At 72.4% G+C, this 26244-nt stretch carries 23 protein-coding genes; 14 read left to right on the plus strand and 9 right to left on the minus strand.

Translation table 11 applies throughout. The features are described 5' to 3' along the window. From AC07F0_RS10700 to AC07F0_RS10710, 3 genes are all read right to left on the minus strand, one after another. Nucleotides 1–375: ALF repeat-containing protein (locus tag AC07F0_RS10700; RefSeq protein ID WP_478976861.1), on the minus strand; the 375-nt coding region annotated here is incomplete at its 3' end. Between the two features lie 114 nt (nucleotides 376–489). Continuing rightward, a complete protein-coding gene (locus AC07F0_RS10705) occupies nucleotides 490–2208 on the minus strand; it encodes a protein kinase domain-containing protein (protein ID WP_478976864.1) in 1719 nt (572 codons plus the stop codon). Nucleotides 2209–2504: 296 nt separating this feature from the next. After that, nucleotides 2505–3086: a hypothetical protein gene (locus tag AC07F0_RS10710; protein WP_478976867.1), complete on the minus strand. Its 582-nt coding sequence runs from the start codon at nucleotides 3084–3086 to the stop codon at nucleotides 2505–2507. Nucleotides 3087–3360: 274 nt separating this feature from the next. Here AC07F0_RS10710 and AC07F0_RS10715 point away from each other — a divergent pair, with 274 nt between their 5' ends. From AC07F0_RS10715 to AC07F0_RS10770, 12 genes are all read left to right on the plus strand, one after another. Then, nucleotides 3361–4215: a bifunctional methylenetetrahydrofolate dehydrogenase/methenyltetrahydrofolate cyclohydrolase gene (locus AC07F0_RS10715; RefSeq protein ID WP_436731275.1), complete on the plus strand. Its 855-nt coding sequence runs from the start codon at nucleotides 3361–3363 to the stop codon at nucleotides 4213–4215. Beyond that, nucleotides 4205–4822, plus strand: coding sequence for a DUF3017 domain-containing protein (locus AC07F0_RS10720; protein WP_478976870.1), 618 nt, complete (start codon nucleotides 4205–4207; stop codon nucleotides 4820–4822). Before AC07F0_RS10715 ends, AC07F0_RS10720 begins: the two co-directional genes overlap by 11 nt. 367 nt (nucleotides 4823–5189) lie before the next feature. Further along, complete coding sequence (locus AC07F0_RS10725; protein WP_478976873.1) at nucleotides 5190–6452, plus strand: helix-turn-helix domain-containing protein; 1263 nt, start codon at nucleotides 5190–5192, stop codon at nucleotides 6450–6452. 790 nt (nucleotides 6453–7242) lie between these two features. Then, the gene (locus AC07F0_RS10730) at nucleotides 7243–8232 is read left to right on the plus strand and encodes a malate dehydrogenase (RefSeq protein ID WP_020273344.1); all 990 of its coding nucleotides are present in this window, start codon (nucleotides 7243–7245) and stop codon (nucleotides 8230–8232) included. Between the two features lie 217 nt (nucleotides 8233–8449). Then, nucleotides 8450–10246, plus strand: a complete 1797-nt coding sequence (locus AC07F0_RS10735) for a hypothetical protein (RefSeq protein WP_478976876.1) — start codon at nucleotides 8450–8452, stop codon at nucleotides 10244–10246. Further along, nucleotides 10233–10589 carry a hypothetical protein gene (locus AC07F0_RS10740; protein WP_478976878.1) on the plus strand — a complete coding sequence of 119 codons (357 nt, stop codon included), beginning with the start codon at nucleotides 10233–10235 and terminating at the stop codon, nucleotides 10587–10589. The genes AC07F0_RS10735 and AC07F0_RS10740 overlap by 14 nt, the downstream gene beginning before the upstream one ends. Nucleotides 10590–10644: 55 nt before the next feature. Further along, entirely contained in the window at nucleotides 10645–11613 is a 969-nt protein-coding gene (locus tag AC07F0_RS10745; RefSeq protein WP_478976881.1) for a hypothetical protein, read from the plus strand. A gap of 166 nt (nucleotides 11614–11779) precedes the next feature. Continuing rightward, entirely contained in the window at nucleotides 11780–13300 is a 1521-nt protein-coding gene (locus AC07F0_RS10750) for an aldehyde dehydrogenase family protein (protein ID WP_478976884.1), read from the plus strand. A gap of 82 nt (nucleotides 13301–13382) precedes the next feature. Then, nucleotides 13383–14912: a GMC family oxidoreductase gene (locus AC07F0_RS10755; protein ID WP_478976887.1), complete on the plus strand. Its 1530-nt coding sequence runs from the start codon at nucleotides 13383–13385 to the stop codon at nucleotides 14910–14912. Nucleotides 14913–14944: 32 nt separating this feature from the next. Continuing rightward, entirely contained in the window at nucleotides 14945–16015 is a 1071-nt protein-coding gene (locus tag AC07F0_RS10760; RefSeq protein ID WP_051185602.1) for a quaternary amine ABC transporter ATP-binding protein, read from the plus strand. Further along, complete coding sequence (locus AC07F0_RS10765) at nucleotides 16015–17964, plus strand: ABC transporter permease (protein ID WP_478976890.1); 1950 nt, start codon at nucleotides 16015–16017, stop codon at nucleotides 17962–17964. Before AC07F0_RS10760 ends, AC07F0_RS10765 begins: the two co-directional genes overlap by 1 nt. Before the next feature lies 1 nt (nucleotide 17965). Beyond that, entirely contained in the window at nucleotides 17966–18922 is a 957-nt protein-coding gene (locus AC07F0_RS10770) for an ABC transporter substrate-binding protein (protein ID WP_478976893.1), read from the plus strand. 6 nt (nucleotides 18923–18928) lie between these two features. On the opposite strand, the gene AC07F0_RS10775 is transcribed toward AC07F0_RS10770, so the two are convergent. The 3 genes from AC07F0_RS10775 to AC07F0_RS10785 are packed head-to-tail and all read right to left on the minus strand — an operon-like array spanning nucleotide 18929 to nucleotide 20606. Further along, nucleotides 18929–19648 (minus strand): isocitrate lyase/PEP mutase family protein, encoded by a 720-nt coding sequence (locus AC07F0_RS10775; protein ID WP_478976896.1) that lies wholly within the window; start codon nucleotides 19646–19648, stop codon nucleotides 18929–18931. After that, nucleotides 19645–20091, minus strand: coding sequence for a carboxymuconolactone decarboxylase family protein (locus tag AC07F0_RS10780; RefSeq protein WP_478976899.1), 447 nt, complete (start codon nucleotides 20089–20091; stop codon nucleotides 19645–19647). The genes AC07F0_RS10775 and AC07F0_RS10780 overlap by 4 nt, the downstream gene beginning before the upstream one ends. After that, nucleotides 20088–20606, minus strand: coding sequence for a carboxymuconolactone decarboxylase family protein (locus AC07F0_RS10785; protein ID WP_478976902.1), 519 nt, complete (start codon nucleotides 20604–20606; stop codon nucleotides 20088–20090). Before AC07F0_RS10785 ends, AC07F0_RS10780 begins: the two co-directional genes overlap by 4 nt. A 47-nt stretch (nucleotides 20607–20653) precedes the next feature. On the opposite strand from AC07F0_RS10785, the gene pdxR reads away from it, so the two are divergent. Both pdxR and AC07F0_RS10795 read left to right on the plus strand, forming a co-directional pair. Next, complete coding sequence (pdxR, locus tag AC07F0_RS10790; protein WP_478976905.1) at nucleotides 20654–22042, plus strand: MocR-like pyridoxine biosynthesis transcription factor PdxR; 1389 nt, start codon at nucleotides 20654–20656, stop codon at nucleotides 22040–22042. Nucleotides 22043–22090: 48 nt separating this feature from the next. Then, on the plus strand, nucleotides 22091–22558 hold the full coding sequence (locus tag AC07F0_RS10795; RefSeq protein ID WP_478976908.1) for a carboxymuconolactone decarboxylase family protein: 468 nt from the start codon (nucleotides 22091–22093) through the stop codon (nucleotides 22556–22558). Between the two features lie 83 nt (nucleotides 22559–22641). Here AC07F0_RS10795 and AC07F0_RS10800 read toward each other — a convergent pair whose 3' ends face one another. Genes AC07F0_RS10800 through AC07F0_RS10810 form a run of 3 tightly spaced genes read right to left on the minus strand, consistent with a single transcriptional unit; the run spans nucleotide 22642 to nucleotide 26188 of the window. Continuing rightward, the gene (locus AC07F0_RS10800) at nucleotides 22642–23442 is read right to left on the minus strand and encodes an aminotransferase class IV (protein WP_478976911.1); all 801 of its coding nucleotides are present in this window, start codon (nucleotides 23440–23442) and stop codon (nucleotides 22642–22644) included. Between the two features lie 11 nt (nucleotides 23443–23453). Further along, nucleotides 23454–24632, minus strand: a complete 1179-nt coding sequence (locus tag AC07F0_RS10805; protein ID WP_478976914.1) for an FAD-dependent monooxygenase — start codon at nucleotides 24630–24632, stop codon at nucleotides 23454–23456. Further along, nucleotides 24629–26188: a class I adenylate-forming enzyme family protein gene (locus AC07F0_RS10810; protein ID WP_478976917.1), complete on the minus strand. Its 1560-nt coding sequence runs from the start codon at nucleotides 26186–26188 to the stop codon at nucleotides 24629–24631. Before AC07F0_RS10810 ends, AC07F0_RS10805 begins: the two co-directional genes overlap by 4 nt. Between the last annotated feature and the right edge of the window lie 56 nt (nucleotides 26189–26244).

Genomic DNA, 26244 nt, shown 5'->3' on the forward strand with positions numbered 1-26244 from the left:
GCCGGCTTCCCGCTTGACGCCCCGGCCGGAGTCCGGGTCGGCCAGGATGCGGGCGATGGCGACGCGGTCGTCCTCGGCCTGGGCGAGGCGGTAGCCCGTCTTCAGGAACTCCCGCATGTCCTCCACGGTGCCGTCGAGGGCCTCGTTGGCCTCCCTGACGACGCCTCGGCCACTGTCCTCGTCGGCGATGATGCGGAGGATCGCGATCCGCAGGTCGTCCTCCGACATCTCGTCCACCGGCGTGCCGTCCGTCACCGCGGTGGCGGACACGGCGGGGGCCGCCGGGGCCGGGCCGGCGGCGAGGGCCGGGGTGGTGAGCAGGAGGGCCGGCGCCAGGGCGGCGGCGACGATCAGGGCACCGCGGGTGGGTCTCATGCGTGAACCGTCCTAACGGGTAAGGGAGTTGGTGAGGCCGGGTGGTGCCAGGCGGCTGCCTGGGCCCGGTGCGGACATCCTCACATTGACCGCCGCGGGCGGCAGCTCCCTTTTTCAGGTCGAGGAGCGCAGCGCCGCCCACGTCCCGGGGCCGACCTTGCCGTCGGGGTCCAGCCCCTTGGCGCGCTGGAAGCCGCGTACCGCCGCGGCGGTGTCCTTGCCGAACTGGCCGTCCACGCCCGTGCCGCCCACGTCGTAGCCGCGCTTGGCCAGCATGCACTGCACCTGTACGACGCGCCGGCCGCTGTCGCCGCGGCGGGTGAGTTCGGTGCCGGAGTAGTGGGTGCAGTCGGTGAGCCACGGGGGCCTGGCCGGGGCGGTCGGTGTCCTGGACGGTTCCGTGGCCGACGGCCGGGGCTTCGCCGTCTCCGGCGCGGGAGCGGGGCCGGTGGTACGGGTGTCGGCCTCGGCCCCGTGGTCCGAGGGACCGGGAGAGGTGCCCGTGGTCGTCCCCTCGTTCTGCGGGACCCGGCTGGACGGTGTGGGGGAATCCGGGGGGTCGAGGCCCGGCAGGGACGTCCGGTCGTAATCGTCGCCGGACGCACGGGCCGTGGGCGCGGCGGAGCCGCTGTCACCGGCCGACGAAGGGCGGGTGGCCAGAAAGGCCGTCAGGGCGAGGGCGCACACGGTGAGTACGGCGGCGACGGAGGCGTAAGGTTTCAGCCGCCGCCGGGCGGGGGTTCCGGCCGCCGGTGTCGCCACCGGCGTACTCCCCGCCGCCGCAGGCCCGAGGCCCGGCTGCCCCGCCGCCGGTACGCCGGGTAACTGTGCCGCTCCGGGCGGCGCGAACCCCGGCATCGCAGCCACCGCCGGCCGTACCCGCGGCGGCCGTAACGGACTGTCCCTCAGCACCTCGCAGGCCCGTTGCCGGGCCAGGATGCGGCTGCCCAGCGGCTCCTGCCAGGAGGCGGACCGGGGCTGTGCCGAGGCCGCGTCGACCAGGTCCTGGGGGCCGGGGCGCAGGGCCGGGTCCTTGGAGAGGCACGCCGTGAGGAGGTCGGCCAGGGCCGGGTCGGCCGTCCGCACCTCGGACATGACCTCCGCGTTCGGCTCCTCCGAGGCGATGCGGTGCAGGACGTCCACGCCGGTGCCGTCGCCGAAGGGGGCGTGTCCGGTGACCGCGTGGACGACCGTGCTCGCGCAGCAGAACACGTCGGAGGCCGTGTCGCAGCGGCCGTCCCTGAGGTACTCGGGGGACATGAAGGCGGGGGTGCCGACGCGGTTGCCGGTCGTGGTGATCGCGCTGGCGTCGACGGCCTGGGCGATGCCGAAGTCGACGACGTGTGCGCCCTGTCGGGTCAGGAGAACGTTGGAGGGCTTGAAGTCCCGGTGCACGATCCCGGTCGCGGCCAGCGCGCCGAGCGCCCGCCCGAGATCGGCCACCAGCCGCCAGGCGTCGTCCGGTGGCAGGACACCGCAATCCCGCACCGCCTCCGCCAGGTTGAGACCGGGTAAGTACACGGTCGCCATCCACAGCAGCTCGCTGTCCGGTTCGAAACCCGTGCCCAGCAGCTCGGGTGTGTAGGGCGCGCCCACGCGCGCGTGCACGGTGGCCTCCCGCTCGAACCGCCGCCGGAAGGGCACGTCCTCGGCGTACTCGGGCCGGATGACCTTCACCGCGGCGAGCCCGGGCGTCCCGTCCCCGTGCCGCGCCAGATAGACCCGTCCCATACCGCCCCTGCCGAGCAGCCCCAGCGGTACGTACGGTCCGACCCGCACCGGATCGGCGGGCCGCAGCGGTACGCAACCGGTCTGCGCGACGGCGTCTGACATGGATCCCCCGGCTGTGGTCCTGGCAGCGATGCCGGAAACGGTACCGGAGGCAGGCCGCCGGCCTGACGTACCCGGCGCCCGGGGAGTACCTGTGAACTCTGAGGGTCACCGGTTCGGCGAAGCACAGACGGCGGGCCATGGCCGGGATGGACTCGGAGGGGGTGAGCGGCGGCCTCCCGTGCCTGACAGCCATGGACGTCAGACCAGGGCGACGCACCAGGGCCGTGCCCCCCTCGAACGGGTGAGACACGGCCCTTGGACGTGATGGGCGCGAACTGTTCCGCCCGCCGGGTCCGTCAGTAACGGGGGCGGTTGAACCAGGCCTTGCCGCCCGCGTTGCCGACGAACACCGCGACCAGGATGGCCAGGACAGTGTGCACCAGGCCCACGAGGATGAACGGGTAGATGCCGAGGACGGCGGTGATGATGGCGAAGACCAGGATGGTGACGCGGGCGCCGTTGCCGCCGTTCTTGAACTTCGTCGCCAGGACGGCCGCGAACACCAGCCAGGCCAGGCCGAAGACCACGTAACCCCAGATCACGCCGGTCGACTGGCCGACCAGGTCCTGGAAAGCGGTGTTGTCCTTGAGGGACTCGTCGTCCTTCGCGGAGTTGAGGGCCGCGGCGGCGAAGGCGAAGATGGCCACGCCGATGACCTGGAGGCCGACGATGACCCACATCATCACGCGGGCCGCGCCCACGGAGCCCGGCATCGCCGTCGGCGCGGCGGGACCGCCGTACTGGGACACCGGAGGGGCCTGCGGGTAGCCGTACCCGGGCGCCTGCCCCTGCTGCTGCGGGTAGCCGTAGCCCTGCTGCGGCTGCTGCGGCTGTCCCTGGGGAGCGCCGTAGGGGTTGTTGGGGTCGCCGTAGCTCATGGGGACTTTCCTCCGTTGGTCCGAGTGCGGGGACGACGCGTGACATCCGCACGGAGGAAAATCTTCAGTATTGCGACCGTCCCCCCGTTGAGCTGCCCGCGGCACTTGTCAGGTCATCGTTCTTCACCAGTGACGGGCTTGTCCAGCCGCATTCCTGATGTGTTGTGCAAGTGCAACATCACTGATCATGGGCGGATACGGGGGGAGGGGCCCCGCGGTGCCCGTATTGCGGCCGGATTGGAACCGTGGGCGGGTCATCCGCGAGGATGGGGTCATGACCGCCCAGATTCTCGATGGCAAGGCCACCGCAGCCGCGATCAAGTCCGATCTGACCGCCCGCGTGGCGGCGCTGAAGGAGAAGGGCGTCACGCCCGGCCTCGGCACGATCCTGGTCGGGGAGGACCCCGGCAGCCAGAAGTACGTCGCCGGCAAGCACCGTGACTGTGCGCAGGTCGGCATCGCCTCCATCCAGCGCGAGCTGCCGGCCACGGCGACGCAGGAGGAGATCGAGGCGGTCGTCCGCGAGCTGAACGAGGACCCGGCCTGCACGGGTTACATCGTGCAACTGCCGCTGCCCAAGGGCATCGACGAGAACCGCATCCTGGAACTGATGGATCCGGACAAGGACGCGGACGGCCTGCACCCGATGAACCTCGGCCGTCTGGTCCTGAACGAGCCGGCCCCCCTGCCCTGCACCCCGAACGGTGTGCTGACCCTCCTGCGTCGCTACGGCGTGGAGACCAAGGGCGCGGAGGTCGTGGTGGTCGGCCGGGGCGTGACCATCGGCCGGCCGATGCCGCTGCTGCTGACCCGGCGCAGCGAGAACGCGACCGTGACCCAGTGCCACACCGGCACGCGTGACCTGTCGGCGCACCTCAAGCGGGCGGACATCATCGTCGCCGCCGCCGGTTCCGCCCATCTGATCCGCGCCGAGGACGTCAAGCCGGGCGCGGCCGTCCTGGACGTCGGTGTCTCCCGCAGCGCCGAGGGCAAGATCGTGGGCGACGTCCACCCCGACGTGGCCGAGGTCGCCGGCTTCATCTCCCCGAACCCCGGCGGAGTCGGCCCGATGACCCGCGCCCAGCTGCTCGTCAACGTGGTCGAGGCGGCGGAGCGCAGTGTCGGCTGAACGGAACGCGGGGAGCGCGGCGAGCGCGGGCAGCGCCTCGGACGCCGGGGGCGCGGAGAGCGCCCCGGCCGTCACGGGCGCGCAGGCCGTGCACGGTGAGCCCGACGCGCTCGGTGTGGTCGATGGTGACGCCGATGCCGCGGTGCGCGACGAGGACGGCGACCTCACCGTGCGCGATCCCATCAGTGCCCCCGACGCCGAGGGGCGGCCGCGGCGGGTCACCCGGCGGTTTCCGTTGTTCACCAAGGACACCGCGCGGCCCGAGGGCGGTGGCCGGGCCGCGCCCGGCGACGCGTTCGCGCCGGCGCGGCAGTGGCCCGTCCTCGCCGTGCTGGGGCTGGTCGGACTCGGGCTGCTCGTGACCGCGTTCGGGCAGTTCCGGCTCGGGACGCTGCTGATCGGCATCGCCCTGCTGGGCGGTGGCGCGTTGCGCTGGCTGCTGCCGGACGTCGGCATGCTCGCCGTACGCTCCCGGTTCACGGACATCGTCACGTACGCCGTCATGGGACTGGCGATCGCCTTGCTGGCGATGATGGCGCAGCCGAATCCCTGGCTCCAGATCCCGTTCCTGAAGGACACACTGCACTTCACGGTCACCAGCGAGTGACCGACGGCGGTCCGTCCTCTCCCCCGAGGAAGGACGGGCCGCCGTCACGGCCCACCCTCCTGCACGGCGAACGGCCTGTTCAACGGCTGTCAGTACGCTGTGGCACGGAAGTGACGGTTCCGGTACGCCCGCCGGGAGATTCGGCATGAAGTGGTGCAAGGACGGGTTCGGCATGGACAATCGGGACGGTCCAGGGTGTATCGCGCGCGGGCCCTGTGCTCCTGTGCGCCCCCGGTCGGGGAACTGAGATCCTGGGAGGGCGCATCCCTGTGGGTAGCCAGAACGGGGACTCGGCCGAGGCCGCCGACGCGCGGGGCGTACAGCGCGGGAAACAACAGCACGTACCGGGGGGAAGAGGGGGGACGCAATGCCTCGTTGGAGGGCCTTGCCGGATGAGCTCGATCCGCAGATCAGGGAGTTCACCAGCCAGCTGCGCAGACTCGTGGACCGCAGTGGTCTGAGCATCGCGTCGGTGGCGGACCGCACGGGCTACAGCAAGACGTCGTGGGAGCGTTATCTGAACGGCCGGCTGCTCGCGCCCAAGGGCGCGATCGTGGCGCTGGCCGAGGTCACCGGGACCAACCCGATGCACCTCACCACCATGTGGGAGCTCGCCGAGCGCGCCTGGAGCCGCTCGGAGATGCGGCACGACATGACGATGGAGGCCATCCGGATATCCCAGGCGCGCGCCGCGCTGGGCGAGTTCGGCGGGCAGGACTTCGGAAGTCCGGCGGCCGGTGCCAAGAGCGACGGCAAGACGGCCGCCGCGGGCGGTGGAGGGGCGGGCAACCGAAGCGGCAGCGCCACGGTGACGCCGGGCATCGCGGGCCCGGCGGGCGTCGCCCCGACCGTGCCACCGCAGCCGACGGCGCCCGAGGTGCAGGACTCCACCGGCAGCGACGGGACCGGGGCCAACTCGTGGGGAGTCGCCGGATACCAGGGACCGTCCCAGGGCCGGGGGCGCACCGCCGGCACGGGGACCGGCGCCACGCCCGGTTCTGGTCCCGGCACCACCCGGATGCCGGGCGTCGGGCCGGACGCGTACGACACGCCCCCGCGGGACGCCGTCCCGGCGGGCGCGGGTGGTCCCGGCGGCACGGGCGGCTCCGGTGGGTCCGGGCGCTCCGGCAGTCCTGCCGGCAAGCGGCGGACCGCGACGTTCGTCGCGGCGGTCGTGGGTGTGCTCGTGGTGATCGCCGGCGCGTTCTACCTCACTGGTGGCGGTGGTGACGACGAGGCCAAGGGCGGCACGAAGTCGCCCTCGCCGAGCGCCACCACGAACCAGGAGCTGCCGCCCGGCGTGAAGTGCAGCGGCGACAGCTGCACCGGCAAGGACGCGGAGAACATGGGGTGCAGTGGTGACCTGGTGACCACGGCCCGGACCGCGACCGTCGGCACGACCGTCGTCGAGGTCCGCTACAGCGAGACCTGCAAGGCGGCCTGGGGCCGTATAACCCAGGCGGCCCAGGGCGACGAGGTCCAGATCAGCGCGGGCAAGGCGAAGCAGACCGGCAGCATCACGGCCACCGGCGACACCATCGCGTACACCCCCATGGTCTCGGTCAAGAACGCCACCGACGCCAAGGCCTGCGCAACCCTGGCCTCCGGCCGGCAGGGCTGCACGGAGTAGGGAAACCACCGCCCGGCACCCGACGAGGGTGTGGCTTCCGGTGGCGCGCCTGGCCCCGGCCGGGGGTGATCCGGCCGGGTGGGCTGGGGTCCGGCGCAGCGACTGGCACACAGAGGGCTGCCGTGCCCGGGGCGGGGCGTGGGGCTTCTGGTCGGGGGCTGGGGCCCGGTTGCCCTCCGCGTGCGGCGGGCCGCGCTGTCCCCGGTGGGCGCCTGGCTTGCGGCCGGAGTGCGGGGAGCCGGCAAGTGCCGGGCACACAGGGGCGCCTCGCGCCGGGCACACAGGGGCCCCTCGCGCCGGGCGGGGCCCCGGCGGCCTTGCTTCAGCGCCGGAGGAGAACTGCCCCCTGCGGGCGGGCGTCCGGCATCCGGCCGGGGCCAGAGGCTGCTGGGCGTCGGTGAAACGCGGGGTGCTTCGCGCCGGGGCGGGCCCATCGCGCCTGGTCGCAGGGGCGGACACCGGGCGCGGGCCCCGGCGGCAGGACCGGGTGCGGGAGGAATTTGGGTGAGAGTGGCATGCGCGGGGGAATCGGGGGCACGCGAACCGTACCCCCACGGGACTCCGGCTTGGTCGGTTCCCCCCGGCGGCCGCCTTCGTCCTCCTCTCCCGGACGGGCGGCCGCCTTTTGTTCGGGTGTCGGGTGGGTTGTGGGGTGGGCCACACCGACCCGGCCGTGCGGGATCCCGGATGCGCGATAGCCTGACCGCTGGATGGATCTCTTGACGCCAAGAGATCGATCAAACGTCCGGGGCAGGGACGCCCCACCGCCAGCTGTCATACGGAGAACGCCATGACCCGCACTCCCGTGAACGTCACCGTCACCGGCGCGGCCGGCCAGATCGGTTACGCCCTGCTCTTCCGCATCGCCTCCGGTCAGCTGCTCGGCGCGGACGTGCCGGTGAAGCTGCGCCTGCTGGAGATCACGCCCGCCCTGAAGGCGGCGGAGGGCACGGCCATGGAGCTGGACGACTGCGCCTTCCCGCTCCTGCAGGGCATCGACATCACGGACGACCCGAACGTCGCCTTCGACGGCACGAACGTGGGCCTGCTCGTCGGCGCCCGCCCCCGCACCAAGGGCATGGAGCGCGGCGACCTGCTGGAGGCCAACGGCGGCATCTTCAAGCCGCAGGGCAAGGCCATCAACGACCACGCCGCGGACGACGTCAAGGTCCTCGTCGTCGGCAACCCGGCCAACACCAACGCGCTCATCGCCCAGGCCGCCGCGCCGGACGTACCCGCCGAGCGGTTCACGGCCATGACCCGTCTGGACCACAACCGCGCCCTGACCCAGCTCGCGAAGAAGACCGGCTCCACGGTCGCCGACATCAAGCGGCTCACCATCTGGGGCAACCACTCCGCCACCCAGTACCCGGACATCTTCCACGCCACGGTCGCCGGCAAGAACGCCGCCGAGGTCGTCAACGACGAGAAGTGGCTGGCCGAGGACTTCATCCCGACCGTCGCCAAGCGCGGCGCCGCCATCATCGAGGCCCGCGGCGCGTCCTCGGCCGCGTCGGCCGCCAACGCCGCCATCGACCACGTGTACAGCTGGGTCAACGGCACCGCCGACGGCGACTGGGTCTCGATGGGTATTCCGTCGGACGGCTCCTACGGTGTCCCGGAGGGCCTGATCTCCTCCTTCCCGGTCACCTGCAAGGACGGCAAGTACGAGATCGTCCAGGGCCTGGAGATCAACGAGTTCTCCCGCGCCCGGATCGACGCCTCCGTCAAGGAGCTCGAGGAGGAGCGCGAGGCGGTCCGCGGGCTCGGTCTGATCTGAACCTGACGCAGATCTCCTCATCGATCCCCGGGCCGCCGCGGCGGCCCGGGGATCGATGCGTTCGGGGAGCGACGCGCGGTGAAGACCTTGTGTCCATCGCCGCCGCACAGTGAGCCCTCCCGGCATTCCGCTTCCACCGGCCTCGCCGGTCACTCTATGCTGATGGCTCCTCAACTCAAGGTTGTACAAGGTTCTTTTCGCGCATCGGGGGAGTGGCGTGAGCACCGCATACGTGCCGCAGCAACCGCAGCCGACACACGCCGGCGCACCACCGGCACCGCCGCCCACGCCGCCGCACGCCAGCGAGGCGACCCGGCTGCTGTGCGCGGGCACCTATCTGGACTCCGGGTACCGGGACCGCGTCATCGAGCAGCTGCATCTCAACGAGCAGCGGATCGTGGCCCCCTCGCTCGGCTTCGACGCGGCCCGCGTCCTCGCCCACGCCCTGCGGGCCCGGCGCCACGAGCTGTTGTGGGCCGGGGCGATCCTCGGCCTGTGGATCATCGGCGCGGCGCTGACCGGGGGGCTGCTGGCCACCTTCCTGGGCCCCAGCCTCTTCCTTGCGATCGCGTCCTGGGTCAGGGGCAGCGCCGACCGGCCGCCCCTGTACCGCAGGGTGCCGGCCTTCCTGTTCCGCTGGTGGGGCCGCATCGGCTTCGCCTGGCTGCTGGTCACCACGGTGATCGTGGCCTTCGGCGGCAACGACGACGGCTCCTCGTACGGATCGTCGTATGACTCGTACGACTCGTATGACTCGTACGGCTCCTCCGGCGCGTACGGTGACGGCACGCCGGGCCTGTCCGATGTGCTCCTCCCCGCCTCCAGCGACCTGGGTGAGCTGTTCGAGCCCTGGCAGGCCTGGCTGGCGCTGGTCATGTTCGTGCTCATCGCGCTGTGCACGGCCGCGCAGCGCGGCCAGTTCGCCCGGGTGCTGGCCGCCGAACTGTCCCCGCAGCGCTTTCCGGACGCCGCCGGTGACCCCGCGGAGCAGGACGAGGGACAGCGGTTCCAGCGACTGAAGGACCGCATCCGGCTGGAACAGCACGCTCCGCTGATCATGTACCACGAGGCGCGGCCGTTCTGCGGGGCCGGTGCGGCCTACGAGACCTGGGTCCTCGCCGTCGAGCTGCGGCCCGACGGCATGAAGAAGCAGCAGCCGATCAGCAACCGGACGGTGCTGGAGAGGGTCCGGCCGCTGCTGGAGCAGCTGCGGCTGCCCTCCGAGTACGCCGGCCAGTCGGTGCGTGACCGGCTGCGCTGGCTGGAGATCGACGAGTGCGTGTTCCTGCCCGCGGAGGGGCTGCGGCGGCGCGAGGAGGCGCCGTTCCACCCGCAGGCCTTCGAGGAGCACCGGGCGCGCGCGGTCGAGGAGGGCGCCGAGAAGCGCCGGCACTTCCTGCGCATCCGCGTCGGCGGCTGGGAGGAGGAGTTGGTCGTCACCGTCTTCGTGCGCATCCACACCCAGGGCGGCATGCTCATGCTTGAGATCGCCCCGCATGTGCTGCTGCCGGTGCGCGAGGACTTCAAGGACGCCGACCGCACGGCCCACCGCTTCCGCCACAACAACGTGTTCGGCAAGGCGGCCTGGGCCGTCGCCCGGGTGCCCGGCTCGGTGGCCCGCTCCCTGGTCGCCCTGGGCAAGGGCGTGCTGTACGCGTGGCGGCTGCTGACCGGCGGCTACGCGGAGGCGTTGCCCGACGGCCCCGCCCTGTCGGTACGGGAACTGGGCTCGGTGCGGGGCGGGTCCCTCTTCCAGGAGATGGACGTCCAGCGCTACCTCAAGAGCATCCAGGACCGTGTCGCGAACGGGGTGAAGGCCGCGATCGCCGACGCCGGTTACCAGACCGGCGAGTTCGTCCAGAAGATCGTCAACATCAGCAGCGGCGGCGTGAACATCGAGGGCGGTGTCGAGGGCAGCACCTTCGCCGTCGGCAGCCACGCCTCTGCCTCTTCCACCACCACGTCCGGCGGCGCGACGCCGCAGAAGGGGTCCGACACCGATGGCAACGAATGAGCCCAGCGTCAGCATCGGCGGCAACGTCGAGCGCAGCACCTTCGCCATCGGCAGCCACGCGCACGCCGAGAGCCACCACGGCACCTCGGCCCCGCGCGACGAGGCCGCCGAGGAGCTGCTGAAGGCCGTACGGGAACTGCGGGCCGATCTGACCCGGGTGCGGCAGAGCGAGGAGACCGCGCAGCTGGACACCGTGCTGGCGGAGACCGAGGACGAGATCAGCCGGACCGGCAGGGCCGGTGAGGGCCGCCTCCAGCGGCTGCGGGACCTGCTCGGGGACGCCCAGACCGTCCTGACGCTGTTCGCGTCGGCCGGGACGGTGGCAGGGCTGCTGGGGATGTGACGTCCGGGGGCGTGGCGCCTGGAGACAAGGCGCCCGGCGAGGTGAGAGGAGCCTTATGAGCGGGGGACAGCGGTACTGGAACGAGGAGACGCAGCGCTGGGAGGACGGCACCGAGGGGGCGGCTCAGCTCACCCCGCCGCCCCCGCCGCGCCCGGACTTCACGCCCCCTGTACCGCACACGGCTGATCAGCCCGAAAGCGGCGCCTGGTCCACGTCCGAGCTGCCGCGAAATCCGCCGTCCGGCGGCTGGCCGCCCGCGGACCCGACGGCACCCCCACCGGCGGCCGTCCCCCGCGGATACAGCCGCCGGCTCGTGTGGTCCGTGCTGGGCGGCGCCGCGGCGGTCGGGGTCGCCGTGGCGCTGGTGCTGACCTTGCCGGCCGGCGGCGACGGCACGGACGACCGCGACGACAAGGCGTCGAGCGCATCCCCGACCACCGGCAGCTCGACGTCCACCGCCGAGGGGCCCGAGCCGACCCCCGAGGAGACGGCCTCGCCGTCCGACCCGGCCACCGATCCCCCCGCCGGTTACGAGCTCTACGAGGACGCCGAGGGCTTCACCATCGCCCGGCCCGTGGGCTGGACGCGGAAATCGACGACCTCCCAGCACGGCATGGACGTGGTCAATTACCGCAGCCTGGACGGCCAACGGCGACTGCAGGTGTTCGAGGTGGCGGAAGCCTCCCCCGACGAGTCCTTCGAGCTGTTCCTCTCCGACGAAACGCCCAAGGCCGAGGGTTTCCGGAAGCTCGACCTGAACCACATGAACGACGGCGGGCTCACCGCCGCCCGGCTCGAATACCTCGCCGACTCCATCGGCGGCGAGCCCGAGGTCGGCACCTGGCACATCGTCGACGAACGCTTCGTGGCCCCGGACGGCAAGGTGTACGCCATCGCCGCCTACGGCCCCGACGCGGACGGCCGCGACGACGAACACGAGCTGCTCGACATCGCGCTCGCCCACTTCTGCCCGCCGAACACGACCTGCGGGACGGGGACGGAGACGGACGCCGTCCTGGGATGAACCTGGGAGATATGCCCAGGTTTGTCCACATCTTCAGTGATGCAGCGCACTTTCAGCCATGGATTGCGCATGCAACCGGGCGCCCCGGGCAGGCGAACTCGGTCTCCTGCGTGTCACATCTGTGACACGGGGGCGCTGAACAGGAACGGAAGGGCAAGCACCGATCATGGCGGAAAGTACCGAACTTCAGGCGCGTAAAACCATCCACGCGGGAGGAGAATGGCGCGCGGCCGTCTCCGGCGTCACGCGCGAGATCATCGACCCCGCGGACGCCCTGCCGTTCGCCGTGGTCGCGGAGGGTGACGAGAAGGACACCGATCTGGCGATCGCCGCCGCCCGGCGCGCCTTCGACGAGGGGGAGTGGCCGCGGACGCCCGTCGGGGAGCGGGCCGCGCTGCTGCGCCGCGTCGCCGACCTGCTGGTACGGGATCGCGAGCAGCTCGGCCGGCTGGAGGCCCAGGACGCGGGCAAGACCGTCGAGGAGGGCCGCGTCGACATCGACTGTGTCGCCGACGCCTTCCGCTACTTCGCCGACCTGGTCGCCGGCGAGGCTCCCGGCCGGGTCGTGGACGCCGGCTCGCCCGACATCCACAGCGTCGTCGTGCACGAGCCCATCGGCGTCTGCGCGATGATCACGCCCTGGAACTACCCGCTGCTCCAGGCCAGCTGGAAGATCGCCCCGGCCCTGGCCGCCGGCAACACCTTCGTCGTCAAGCCGAGCGAGATCACCCCGATGACGACCATCGCGCTGATCGAGCTGCTCGTCGAGGCCGGACTGCCCGCCGGGGTCGCCAACATCGTCACCGGGCCGGGCCACTCGGTCGGCGCCCGGCTCTCCGAACACCCCGACGTCGACCTGGTCTCCTTCACCGGCGGCCTGATCAGCGGCACCAAGGTGGCCCAGGCCGCCGCGCCGACCGTGAAGAAGGTCGCCCTCGAACTCGGCGGCAAGAACCCCAACGTGGTCTTCGCCGACGCCTGCGCCACCGACGAGGACTTCGACACCGCCGTCGACCAGGCCCTCAACGCCGCCTTCATCCACAGCGGCCAGGTCTGCTCGGCCGGCGCCCGCCTGATCATCGAGGAGTCCGTGCGGGACCGTTTCGTCACCGAGCTCGCCCGCAGGGCCGAGAAGATCCGCCTCGGCCGCGGCACCGAGGACGGCGTCGAGTGCGGCCCGCTGGTCTCCGAGCAGCAGCGCGCCAAGGTCGAGATGTACGTCGAGTCCGCCCTGAAGGAGGGCGCGGTGCTGCGTTCCGGCGGCAAGCGCCCCGAGCCGTCCCCCGAGCGCCCGGAGAACGGCTACTTCTACGAGCCGACCATCCTCGACCACTGCCACCGCGAGATGCGCGTCGTGCGGGAGGAGGTCTTCGGGCCGGTCCTCACCGTCGAGACCTTCCGTACCGAGGACGAGGCCGTCGCCCTCGCCAACGACACCGAGTACGGCCTCGCGGGCGGCGTCTGGACCACCGACGCGGGCCGCGCCCGGCGCGTGGCCGGCCGGCTGCGGCACGGCACGATCTGGATCAACGACTTCCACCCCTACCTGCCGCAGGCGGAATGGGGCGGTTTCGGCAAGAGCGGAGTGGGCCGCGAACTCGGCCCGGCCGGTCTCGCCGAGTACCGCGAGACCAAGCACGTCTACCAGAACCTCGCGCCGAAGCCGGTGCGCTGGTTCGCGGGCTGACCTCCCCCAGGGCCGCCCCCGCCGGCCTCCGAGCCCGATCCCTTCGTCCCCTCTGGTTCATCCTCTCTGGAGCAAGCACGCCATGTCCCACAACCATGAGTACGACTATGTCGTGATAGGCGGCGGAACAGCCGGTTCCGTCATTGCCTCCCGCCTGACCGAGAACCCCGACGTCTCCGTCGCCGTCATCGAGGGCGGCCCCAGCGACGTCGGCCGCGACGACGTGCTGACCCTGCGCCGCTGGATGGGCCTGCTGGGCGGCGAGCTCGACTACGACTACCCCACTACCGAGCAGCCACGCGGAAACTCGCACATCCGGCACAGCCGGGCCCGGGTCCTCGGCGGCTGTTCCTCGCACAACACCCTGATCGCGTTCAAGCCGCTGCCCGCCGACTGGGACGAGTGGGAGGCCGCCGGCGCCAAGGGCTGGGGCGCGGTGCAGATGGAGGCGTACTTCGCGCGTCTGCTCAACAACATCGTCCCGGTCGACGAGCAGGACCGGAACGCCATCGCCCGCGACTTCGTCGACGCGGCCCAGGAGGCGCTGGGCGTGCCGCGCGTGGAGGGCTTCAACCAGAAGCCGTTCACCGAGGGCGTCGGCTTCTTCGACCTCGCCTACCACCCCGAGAACAACAAGCGGTCCTCGGCGTCGGTGGCGTACCTGCACCCGGTGATGGACCATCGGCCCAACCTGACGATCCTGCTGGAGACCTGGGCGTACAAGCTGGAGCTGGAGGGCAGCCGCGCCACGGGCGTGCACGTGCGCACCAAGGACGGCGAGGAGATCCTCGTCAAGGCCCGGGGCGAGGTCCTGCTGTGCGCCGGCGCCGTCGACTCGCCCCGGCTGCTGATGCACTCCGGCATCGGCCCGAAGGCGGACCTGGAACAGCTCGGCATCCCCGTCACGCACGACCTGCCGGGCGTCGGCGAGAACCTGCTCGACCACCCCGAGTCGGTCATCGTCTGGGAGACCAACGGCCCCATCCCGGAGAACTCCGCGATGGACTCGGACGCGGGCCTGTTCGTGCGGCGCGACCCCGAACTGCCGCACCCCGACCTGATGTTCCACTTCTACCAGATCCCCTTCACGGACAACCCGGAGCGACTGGGCTACCAGCGGCCGGAGTTCGGCGTCTCGATGACCCCGAACATCCCCAAGCCCAAGAGCCGCGGCCGGCTGTACCTGACCAGCGCCGACCCCGAGGTCAAGCCCGCCCTGGACTTCCGCTACTTCACCGACGAGGACGACTACGACGGCAAGACCCTCGTCGACGGCATCAAGATCGCCCGCGAGATCGCCAAGACCGAACCGCTGGCCGGCTGGCTCAAGCGCGAGGTGGCCCCCGGCCCGGACGTCACCGGCGACGAGGAGCTCGGCGAGTACGCCCGCAAGGTCGCCCACACCGTCTACCACCCCGCCGGCACCTGCAAGATGGGCGACGCCGACGACCAGCTGGCCGTCGTCGACCCCGAGCTGCGCATCCGCGGCCTGGAGGGCATCCGCATCGCCGATGCCTCCGTGTTCCCCACCATGACCACCGTGAACCCGATGATCGGCGTGCTCATGGTCGGGGAGCGTGCCGCCGAGCTGATCGGTGGTGGTGCCAAGTGACCGCGACCCTCGAACCCCCCACGGAGCAGAGCATGGACACGACCCCCGTCTTCTCGGTGGAGGGCCTGTGGAAGGTGTTCGGCCCCAAGGCCGACCGCGTTCCGGGTGACCCCGAGCTCACCGCCCTCGACCCCGCCGAGCTGCGCGCCCGCACCGGCTGCACGGCCGCCGTCCGGGACGTCAGCTTCGACGTGCGCAAGGGCGAGGTCTTCGTCGTCATGGGCCTGTCCGGCTCCGGCAAGTCCACGCTGGTGCGCTGTCTGACCCGGCTGATCGAGCCGACCGCCGGCACCATCGCCATCGACGGCGAGGACGTCCGCGCCATGGACCGCTCCCGGCTGCGCGAACTGCGCCGCCACCGCGCCGCCATGGTCTTCCAGCACTTCGGCCTGCTGCCGCACCGCACGGTCCTCGACAACGTCGCCTACGGCCTGGAGATCCAGGGCATGGGCAAGGCCGAGCGGCGTGAGCGGGCCGCCGAGGTCGTCGCCAAGGTCGGCCTGGAGGGCATGGAGCACCGCCGTCCCGGCCAGCTCTCCGGCGGCCAGCGGCAGCGCGTCGGCCTCGCCCGCGCCCTCGCCGTCGACCCCGAAGTCCTGCTGTTCGACGAGCCGTTCAGCGCGCTCGACCCCCTCATCCGGCGTGAGATGCAGGAAGAGGTGGTCCGGCTGCACCACGAGGAGGGCCGCACCATGGTCTTCATCACCCACGACCTCCAGGAGGCCCTCAAGCTGGGCGATCGCATCGCCCTGATGCGCGACGGGCAGGTCGTACAGCTCGGCACGCCCGAGGAGATCGTCGGCTCGCCCGCCGACGACTACGTCCGCGAGTTCGTCCGGGACGTCCCGCGCGAGCAGGTCATGACCGTCCGTACGGCCATGCGCCGCCCCGCCGCCGACCAGGACGGCAGCGGACCGGCGGTCCGGCCCGAGGCGACGGTCTCCGAGGCCATCGAGGCGGTCGCCCGCGCCGGCGCACCGGCCCGTGTCATGGACAAGGGCCGCTGCGTGGGCGTGGTCGACTCCGACACCCTGCTCGGCGTCGTCGCCGGCACGGAGCAGCCCGCCCCGCCGGGGACCGAGCAGCCCAAGGAGGCGGTGTGATGGCGACGATCACCGCATCCCCGCCGCGTATCGGCCTGCCCGGCCTCCTCAAGCGCCCGGCCGTCCGCAAGCTTCTCTTCCTGGCCCTCGCGGCCGCGATCCTCGTCCCGCTGGCGAACGCCCGCTGGGCGAGCGGCACATGGCCGAGCGCCCTGACCGTCGACTTCTCCGAGCCGCTCGCCAAGGCCAGCGACTGGATCATCGACAACCGCGACAGCCACCCGCTGTTCCTGTACTTCCTCGGCCACGTCAGCAACGTCGTCGTCATCGCCGTACGGGCCGTCTACCTCACCCTCCTCGCCGTCGGCTGGGCGGGCGTCACGGCTCTGGGCGCGCTGGTCGCCTGGCGCGTCGCGGGTGTGCGGCTCGCCCTCGGCACGGGTATCGCGTTCCTGGCCTGCGGCCTGCTCGGCATGTGGGTGCCGACGATGCAGACGCTCGCCCTGATGGTCGTCGCGGTCGTCGCGTCGGTCGTCGTGGGCCTGCTGCTCGGGCTCGCCGCCGGGCTGTCCGACCGGATGGACCGCGTCCTGCGCCCTGTCCTGGACACCATGCAGGTGCTCCCGGCCTTCGCCTACCTGCTGCCGGTCGTGCTGATCTTCGGTATCGGCGTCCCGGCGGCCGTCCTGGCCACCGTCATCTACGCCGCCCCGCCCATGGCCCGGCTCACCTCGCTCGGACTGCGCGGCGCCGACAAGGAGGTGCTGGAGGCCGTCGCGTCGCTCGGCTCCACCGCACGCCAGCGGCTGCTGACCGCCCGTCTCCCGCTGGCCCGCAAGGAACTCCTCCTCGGCGTCAACCAGACGATCATGATGGCGCTTTCCATGGCCGTCATCGCGGCCGTCATCGGTGCGGGCGGCCTCGGTGACCGCGTCTACCAGGCGCTGGCCTCGGTCGACGTGGGCGCCGCGCTCGCCGCCGGTATCCCGATCGTGCTGCTGGCCGTCGTCCTGGACCGCGTCACGGGCGCGGCGGGGGAGCGGATCGGCGCCGAACCGGAGCCCCGGCGCGGGCTCGGCTGGCTGTACGCCCTGGTCGGTGTCGTCGCCGTGGCAGTCGCCGGCCGTCTCGCGGGCCGGCTCGACTGGCCCGACTCCTGGGTCGTCGGCATCGCCGAGCCCGTCAACCGCGTGGTCGACTGGATGACCGCGCATCTGTACTCGGGCGTCCCCGTGATCGGCGGCACCGCCGACTGGGCCGGTCACTTCACCACCTGGGTCCTCGACCCGATGCGTGACGGTCTGCAGGGGCTGCCCTGGTGGTCGGTCCTGCTGATCGTCGCCGCCCTGTCTTGGGTGATCGGCACCTGGCGCACCGCGCTGACCGCCGTCCTCGCCATGGCCGCGATCGGCGCGCTCGGCGTCTGGAAGCCGTCCCTCGACACCCTGTCGCAGGTCCTCGCGGCCGTCGTCGTCACCCTCGTCGTCGGCTTCGCCACCGGCATCGCGGCGGCCCGCAGCGACCGCCTGGAGCGGCTGCTGCGCCCGGTCCTGGACGTCTTCCAGACGATGCCGCAGTTCGTGTACCTGATCCCGGTCGTCGCCCTGTTCGGCGTCGGCCGCGCCCCGGCCGTCGCCGCCGCGATCGTGTACGCGCTCCCGGCCGTCGTCCGCATCACCACCCAGGGCCTGCGCCAGGTCGACCCGGCCGCGCTGGAGGCCTCCGGCTCGCTCGGCGCGACCAGCTGGCAGCAACTGCGGCAGGTCCAGCTTCCGCTGGCCCGCCCGGCCCTGCTGCTCGCCGTCAACCAGGGCCTCGTCCTGGTCCTCGCCGTCGTCGTCATCGGCGGCCTGGTCGGCGGAGGCGCGCTCGGCTACGACGTCGTCTTCGGGCTCGCCCAGGGCGACCTGGCGACCGGTCTGGTGGCCGGCGCGGCGATCGTCTGCCTCGGCCTCATGCTCGACCGGGTGACCCAGCCCACCGAACGCCGCGCGAAGAAGGGAGCGTGACATGCGAGTCCGTACGACAGCCGCGGTCGCCGCGGTGAGCTCCCTGGCGCTGCTCACCGGCTGCGGTGCCGCCGACATGACCAAGCAGGCCTCGCCCTTCGCCAACGCGCAGGGCGCCAAGACCGTGACCATGTCCGTGCAGTCCTGGGTGGGCGCCCAGGCCAACGTGGCCGTCGCCCAGTACATCCTGGAGCACGAGCTGGGCTACCGCGTCGACACCGTCCAGGTCGACGAGGTGCCCGCCTGGGACGCCCTCAGCCAGGGCCGTGTCGACGCGATCCTGGAGGACTGGGGCCACCCCGAGCAGGAGCAGCGGTACGTCAAGGACAAGAAGACGATCACCCGCGGCGGTGAACTCGGCGTCACCGGCCACATCGGCTGGTTCGTCCCGACCTACCTCGCCAAGCAGCACCCGGACATCACCAACTGGAAGAACCTCAACAAGTACTCCCACCTGTTCCGCACCCCGGAGAGCGGCGACAAGGGCCAGCTGATGGACGGTTCGCCGTCCTACGTCACCAACGACAAGGCGCTGGTGAAGAACCTGAAGCTGGACTACCAGGTGGTGTTCGCCGGGTCCGAGGCCGCGCAGATCACGCAGATGCGGCAGTTCGCCAAGGAGAAGAAGCCCTTCCTCACCTACTGGTACTCGCCGCAGTGGCTCTTCAAGAAGGTCCCGATGACCGAGGTGAAGCTGCCGCCGTACAAGGAGGGCTGTGACGCCGACCCGGAGAAGGTCGCCTGCGCCTATCCGCACACGCCGCTGCAGAAGTACCTGAACTCGGGCTTCGCGAAGAACGGCGGCAAGGCGGCGGCCTTCCTGAAGAAGTTCAAGTGGACGACCGAGGACCAGAACGAGGTCTCCCTGATGATCGCCGACAAGAAGATGACGCCGGAGGACGCGGCGAAGAAGTGGGTGGACAGCCACCGCTCCACGTGGAAGAAGTGGCTGTCCTGAGCGTCCCTACGGTCGCAGGCCGGCGGCGATCTCCCGCAGCGCGCGGGTGGCCCGCCGCTGGAGCCCCGGCCCGAACGTGATCCGGGTGGCCCCTCGCGCGCCGAGTTCGGCGGGCGTGGGGCCACCCTCGGTCGGGGCACCCACGTTGATCGGCCCCTGGATACCGGCCCGCAGCAGCGGCAGCACCTCCGGCGGGGCCCCGATCGGATAGACGCAGTCGGCGCCCGCGGCTACGTACAACGCGGCCCGCTCGATGGCCTGTTCGGGATCGGAGACCCCGCGGGCGAAGGTGTCCACGCGCGCGTTGACGAAGAGCCGGTCACCGGCCGCGTCGCGCACCTCCGCCAGCCAGGCGGCGTGCGCACGGGGGTCCTTCAGCACCCCGTCCTCGGAGTCCTCCAGGTTGCAGCCCACCGCCCCCACCTCCAGCAGCCGCTCCACGAGCTCCTTCGGCGCGAGCCCGTACCCGCCCTCCACGTCCGCCGACACCGGCACGTCGACGGCCCGGACGATCCGGGCGACCGCCGCGAACATCTCGTCGGCCGGGACCTGCCCGTCCTCGTACCCGAGGGAGGCGGCGACCCCGGCACTGGGCGTGGCGAGCGCCGGGAACCCGGCCTCCGCGAACACCCGGGCGCTGGCCGCGTCCCACGGGCCGGGCAGCACCAGGGGATCGCCGGGCGCCCGGTGGTGGTGCAGGGCGCGGAACATCTCGGCTTTGCTCATGGCGTGTGACCTCCCGGCGGAATCCGGCGGCTGACCATCACCCGGTTCCAGTTGTTGATGGCGACGACCAGGCCGATCAGATGGGCGAGCCCGGCCTCGTCGAAGTGCTTCGCGGCCTGCTCGTACACCTCGTCCGGCACAAAACCGGTGGTCAGCACCGTCACCGCCTCCGTCAACGCCAGCGCGGCCCGCTCCCGCTCGTCGAAGACGTCCCCGGCCTCCTCCCAGGCCGCCAGCAGGTCGAGCTGCTTCTCGCTCACGCCGTGCTCGCGGGCGATCGCGAGGTGCATGTCGAGGCAGAACGCGCAGTGGTTGAGCTGCGAGGCGCGGATCACCACGAGTTCGGCCAGGGCCGGGTCGCCGAGGCCCTTCTTCGCTGTGGCGCTCAGAGCTGACAGGGCCCGGCCGACCGCCGGGTCGAGCGCCCGCGTCCGAGCCGTCACTTGTACTGGCCCGGCTGGTAGTGCCCCGGCGTCATCCGGCAGGTCACCCCGAACCGGTTCCAGGCGTTGATCGTCGTGATCGCGGCGATGAGCTGCGCCAGCTCGGCCTCCTCGAAGTGCTTCGCGGCTTTCTCATACACCTCGTCCGGCACGAAACCGTCCGTCAGGACCGTCACGGCCTCCGTCAGCTCCAGGGCCGCGAGCTCCTTCGCGGTGTAGAAGTGCCGCGACTCGTCCCAGGCGCTCAGCTGGAGGATCCGCTCGACGCTCTCGCCCGCCGCGAGGGTGTCCTTGGTGTGCATGTCGATGCAGAAGGCGCAGTGGTTGATCTGGGAGGCGCGGATCTTCACCAGCTCGTACAGCTTGTGGTCGAGGCCCTGCCGGGCGGCGATCTCCAGTCGGACCATCGCCTTGTAGACCTCGGGCGCGTGCTTGGCCCAGTCCAGGCGGGCGGGCTCCTCGGGGGCGTACTCCACGGTCGTCGTGTCGGTCGTGTCATCGGTGTGCGTCGTCATGTCCTCGACCCTAGGAAGAAAGCAGCCCAGGGGTATGGTCCATTTCCATGGTGGAATCTTGGGCCACTCTGGGCATCGACCTGCACCTGGAGCCGACCGGCCCGGGTCTGCGCCGGGGGCTGACCGACGCCCTGCGCGAGGCGGTGCGCTCCGGCCGGCTGGCCCCCGGCACCCGGCTGCCCTCCTCCCGCGCGCTCGCCGCCGACCTGGGCATCGCCCGCAACACGGTCGCCGACGCCTTCGCCGACCTGGTCGCCGAGGGCTGGCTCACCGCCCGGCAGGGCTCGGGGACCCGGGTCGCGGCCCGGACGGTGGTACCGCCGGCCGGCACGGCACCCCACCCCCGCGAACGCGCCCGCCCCGCCTACGACCTGCGCCCCGGCAGCCCCGACCTCGCCTCCTTCCCGCGCGCGGAGTGGCTCAAGGCCGCCCGCCGCGCCCTGACCGCAGCGCCCCATCACGCCCTCGACTACGGTGACCCCCGGGGCCGCCCCGAGCTGCGCGCCGCGCTCGCCGGCTACCTCTCCCGGGCCCGGGGCGTGCGCGCCGACCCGGAACGGATCGTGGTGTGCGGCGGGCTCGCGCACGGTCTGAAACTGCTCGGCACGGCCCTGCGGGCGCGCGGGGCGCGAACGGTCGCGGTCGAGTCGTACGGGCTCGATGTGCACTGGAAACTCCTGGCCGCGTCCGGTCTGCACACGGTCCCGCTGCCCTTCGACCGGCTGGGCACCGACCCCGGCGAGCTGTCCGCCGCCGACGCGGTCCTCCTCACCCCCGCCCACCAGTTCCCCATGGGCGTCCCCCTGCACCGCGACCGCCGCGCGGCTGTCGTGGACTGGGCGCGCCGCACCGGCGGGCTGGTGCTGGAGGACGACTACGACGGCGAGTTCCGCTACGACCGTCAGCCCGTGGGCGCGCTCCAGGGACTGGACCCCGACCGGGTGGTCTACCTCGGCACCGCGAGCAAGTCCCTGGCCCCCGGGCTGCGGCTGGCCTGGATGGTGCTGCCGCCGGGCCTCGCGGAGGAGACCGCCGCGGCCAAGGGCGGGGTCGACACGTGCGGGGTGCTGGACCAGCTGACCCTGACCGAGTTCCTCAACGCCGGGGCCTACGACCGTCATGTCCGCGCGACCCGCCTGCGCTACCGGCGCCGCCGCGACGCCCTGGTCGCCGCCGTCGCGGCCCGGGCCCCCGAAGCCCGGGTCACCGGCATCGCGGCCGGACTGCACGTCCTGCTGCGGCTGCCGCCCGGCACCGAGCAGTCGGTGGTCCAGGCGGCCCACTGGCAGGGCCTGGCGGTCCACGGACTCACGCGCTACCGGCACGCCGCCGCGGTCACCGAACCGGCCGACGCCCTCGTCGTCGGCTACGGGACACCGCCGGACCACGCGTGGTCGGGGGCGCTGGACGCGCTGTGCGCGGTACTGCCCGGATAATCGCGCTAATTCCCCTCAGGAATGCCGCTCAACGGATATGGTCGCCCCATGAGCGAAAGCACTTCCCTGCCCCGCGTGGCCCTGAAGAAAATAACGCCCGACGTCTCCGCCGCCATGGGCTCCCTGCATGCCGCCGCCGTTTCCGCGGCTCAGGACGCCAAACTCGAACCGGAAATGCTGGAACTGGTCAGGATCCGCGCCTCCCAGATCAACGGGTGCGCGTTCTGCATCGACATGCACACCAGGGACGCCCGCGGCCAGGGCGAGACCGAGCAGCGCGTCTACGCCCTGAACGCCTGGCGGGAGACGCCGTTCTTCTCCGAACGCGAGCGTGCGGCACTGGCGTTGACCGAGGCGGTGACGCTGGTCCACGACGGCCACGTCCCGGACGCGGTGTACGCCGAGGTGGCCGGGGTCTTCGACGAGAACCAGATCGCGGCGCTCATCTGGTCGGCCACGGTCATCAACGCCTACAACCGGATCGCGATAGCGACCCGTATGGTGCCGAAAAGCTGAACGAAATGCGGAAGATGGCGGCGGAAAAGGCGCCGGGTCGAATTCGGCCCGGCGTCACTGTTTTCCTTTTCCAATTCCTCGATTCAGTCGGACGGCAGCGGCTCCGACAAGCTGTCCAGCCAATCCCGCCATTCCCCGGCCCGCTTCGCCAAAGGCGCCCGCATCGGCCGCCCGACCCAGTCCGTCACGGGCCGGATTCCGTGCAGCGCGTTCACCAGCCACACCTCACGGCCGTCCAGCTCGGCCACCGTCCGCTCCCGGTGCGCGATCCGGATCCCGGACCGCAGCGCCCGCTCCTGGACCAGCCCGGCCGTCACTCCCGGCAGGACGGGCAGCCGGGGAGGCGGCAGGCACAGGGTGTCGTCCTCCCACCACAGCACGCTGGCCGTGGCCGACTCCAGCACCGTGCCCGACGGCGCGATCAGCACCGCCTCCTCCGCGCCCTCGCCGCAGGCCCGGCGGCGCACCCGGGCCAGGGTGTCCAGATCCGGGCCCTTACGGCGGGGCACGGTCCGCGGATCGCACTGGCCCGCCGCCCACAGCCGCACGTCCGTGCCGGGCGGCGGCGCGGGCCGCAGCAGCAGCCGCAACTCCAGGGATCCCGCCGCGAGTTCCACCCGCGGGAACCACGCACCCGTGCGCGGCAGTACGGCGGTGACGTCCTGCCAGAACGCGGAAAGCCGGCGCGGCTGTGGCCCGCCGCAGTCGGCGCAGGCCCGCGCGAACCGCTCCCGGTGCCGGTCATAGGCCCGCACCCGGCCCTCGCTCACCAGCCACGAGTCCGCGACGAGCAGCCGCCGCGCGGCCGCCTGGTCCGCGGCCGGGGCCAGGCCACGGCCGGGCGTCCACGCCCACAGGCCTTCCGCCACCGCCGGTGTCGTCACCCACACCCTCCTCAGTACTTGCGTCCGGCCACGGCCGGTGCTCCGTGCCGGGGGCCGTACGGCGCGTGCTCCAGCCACGACCCGCACCATGGCAGCACCGGCGCCAGGGCCGCCGCCGCCCGCTGTCCGGCCCGGACGATCCGGCGGCGCGGCCGCAGATGGTCCAGGGCAGCACCGGCGGCGGCACTGTTGAACAGGGCCGCCGCCCGCCGCACCTCGGCGAAGGAGGCGACCGCCTCGCCGGTCCCCGCGGCGATCGCCTCGGCGGCGGCCGCCGCGTCCGCGATCCCGCTGTTCATGCCGCGTGCCCCGAACGGCGGGAAGAGATGCGCCGCCTCTCCGGCCAGCAGCACCCGCCGGTGCGGATCGGTGAAGGAGGCCGCCACCTTGCGCAGGAAGCGGTACGTCGACACCCACAGGATCCGCTCGCCGTAGCCGTCCCCGACGACCGAGGGCAGCCAGCGCCGTACGGCCTCCTCGGTGCCGAACTCCTCCGGCCGGTCGTCGTCCCGGCACTGGAGGTCGACCTGGAAGCCCCCGGTGAACGGCACCCGCATCACACTGCGCCCGCCCACCCCGGGATGCTCGTAGTGGAAGACCCGCTCCAGCGGCAGCTCCGCGCCCGGCACGTCGGCGATGTCCACGACGACGTGGAAGCCCTCGCCGTGCGTGCCCTCCAGGGCGATGCCCAGCTCGCGCCGGACCGTGGAGCGGGCCCCGTCGGCGGCGATCGCGAACGCGCCGGACCACACCCGCCCGTCCTCACCGGTCAGCCGGACCTCCGTCCCTTCGGCGCGCACACCCGTCACGCGCGCGCCCCACACGAACTCCACCCCGGCCTCCGCGCAGGCCGCGCGCAGGAACCGCTCGGTGTCCGTCTGGCGCAGGCTGGTGAAGGGCGGCGGGCCGGACGGGGGCGGGAACGTCCGGGAGTGCACCTCACGCCCCCGGTAGAGGGTGCGCCTGGTGTGCCAGGTCCGCCCGTACGAGGTGATCTCGGCCGCGAGGCCGGGCCGCATCGCGTCCAGCAGGCCGAGGGTCTCCCGGTGCACGAACAACGCCCGGCTGCCCGGCCGTTCCCGGTCCTCCGGCTCCGCCTCCAGCAGGACGGCCGGCAGGCCGTGCGCCCGCACCGCCAGAGCCGCCGACAGGCCCACGGGACCGGCGCCCACGACCAGGACCGGGGTCATGCCCGGACCCCTTCGGTGAGCATCCGGGTGATCTCCACCCGCTTCACCTTCCATGTCGCGGTCATCGGCAGGTCCTCGAACCGCCACTGCCGCGGCTCGGCCATCGCCGGCAGCCCCGCCGTGGCCCGCCGCCAGCGCTCCGGGTCGAGGGGCCGCTCGCCGCGCACGCACACCACCGGCACCGGCTCCCGGTCCGCACCCGGCACGATGACGACCTCGCGCAGCTCCTCCAGCCGGGACATCAGCGCGTCCTCGACCTCCAGATTGCTGTGCACGGCGTCGATCTGATCGACTTCCCGGTCGATCAGGTACAGCGCGCCCAGACGGCCCCGGTAGCCCATGTCGCCCATCTCCCACCAGCCGTCGGCGAGCTGACGGTCGTAGCGCTCCGGCATGCCGAGGTAGGTGAGGATCCGGCCCCGGGTGCGGGCCTCGATCCGGCCCGGGGTGCCGGGCGGGACCCGTCCGCCCCCGGCGTCGGTGACCCGGACCCGGGTGAAGCCGGGTATCCCGAACCCGACCCGGCGCCCGTCCGCGCGGGCCGCGCTGCGCCGCGTCACCACCTGGAACGCCACCGGGCCCGTCTCGCTCTGCCCGTACAGCTGGACCAGCCAGGGCGTACGGCGCCGCGAGGCGCCCAGCAGCCGCTGGACGGTGCGCGGATGGATCGCGTCGAACGTGGAGCCGTACGCCCGCACCCGGGACAGCGGGGCACCGGGCGCGTCGGCCAGTTCCTCCCACAGCACGAACGTGTTGGGGTGCGTCTCCACGATGCCGGGCCGGTGCCGGACCAGCAGCGGGCCCACCGCGGCCGGATCCGGGTCGGTGATCAGCACCAGCGGGCTGCCGAAGTGCAGCAGGACGCCGAGCAGATGGTAGAAGCGCGAGTGCACGAACGACATGTGCAGCGCCGCCGGCTCGCCCCGGGTGGGCCAGCCCATCGCCTGCTGTGGCACGAGCCGGTTCCACATGGTGTGCGCGCAGTGCACGGCCAGTTTGGGCACGCCGGTGGTGCCCGAACTGTGGGTGATCAGGGCGGGTTCACGGGGATGCAGCCGGACCGGCGGGGGAGGCTCGGCGCCGGCGTACTTCGCCAGGGGCTCCGCCCCGGCCGCGTCGTCCACGCAGAGCGTCCGCCGCACGAGCCCGGACAGGGCGAGCTCCTTCAGGCCGTCCAGGGTGGCGCTGTCGGTGATCAGCCAGGGCCGGCGCAGCCGCTGGAGGAGCTGCCCGGCCACCGCCGGGGCCAGCGCGGGCGACAGCAGCACCGGCACCGCTCCGATACGGGAGACGGCGCAGGTCAGCAGCATGATGTCGACGTTGTCCGCCTTGTGCACCACGACCTGCTCCGAGGGCCGCACCCCGGCCTCCCACAGCCGCCCGGACAGGTCCTCGACCAGGTCGGCCAGCACGGTGTAGCTCAGGTCGACCCCGAGGGCGGGGGCGACGTCCAGCGGCCGGTCCAGGGTGACGAAGACGGCCCCGTGCCGGTCGGCCGCACGCCGGAAGACCGGTCCCAGATAGAAGCCGCGGTCGGTGAACAGGGGTGCTCGCATGCGGTCGTTCCTCTCTGCGGGGTTCACCGGGCGCCCCTCCGCGGGGTTGACCAGGC

Source organism: Streptomyces sp. NPDC045955 (assembly GCF_056430805.1).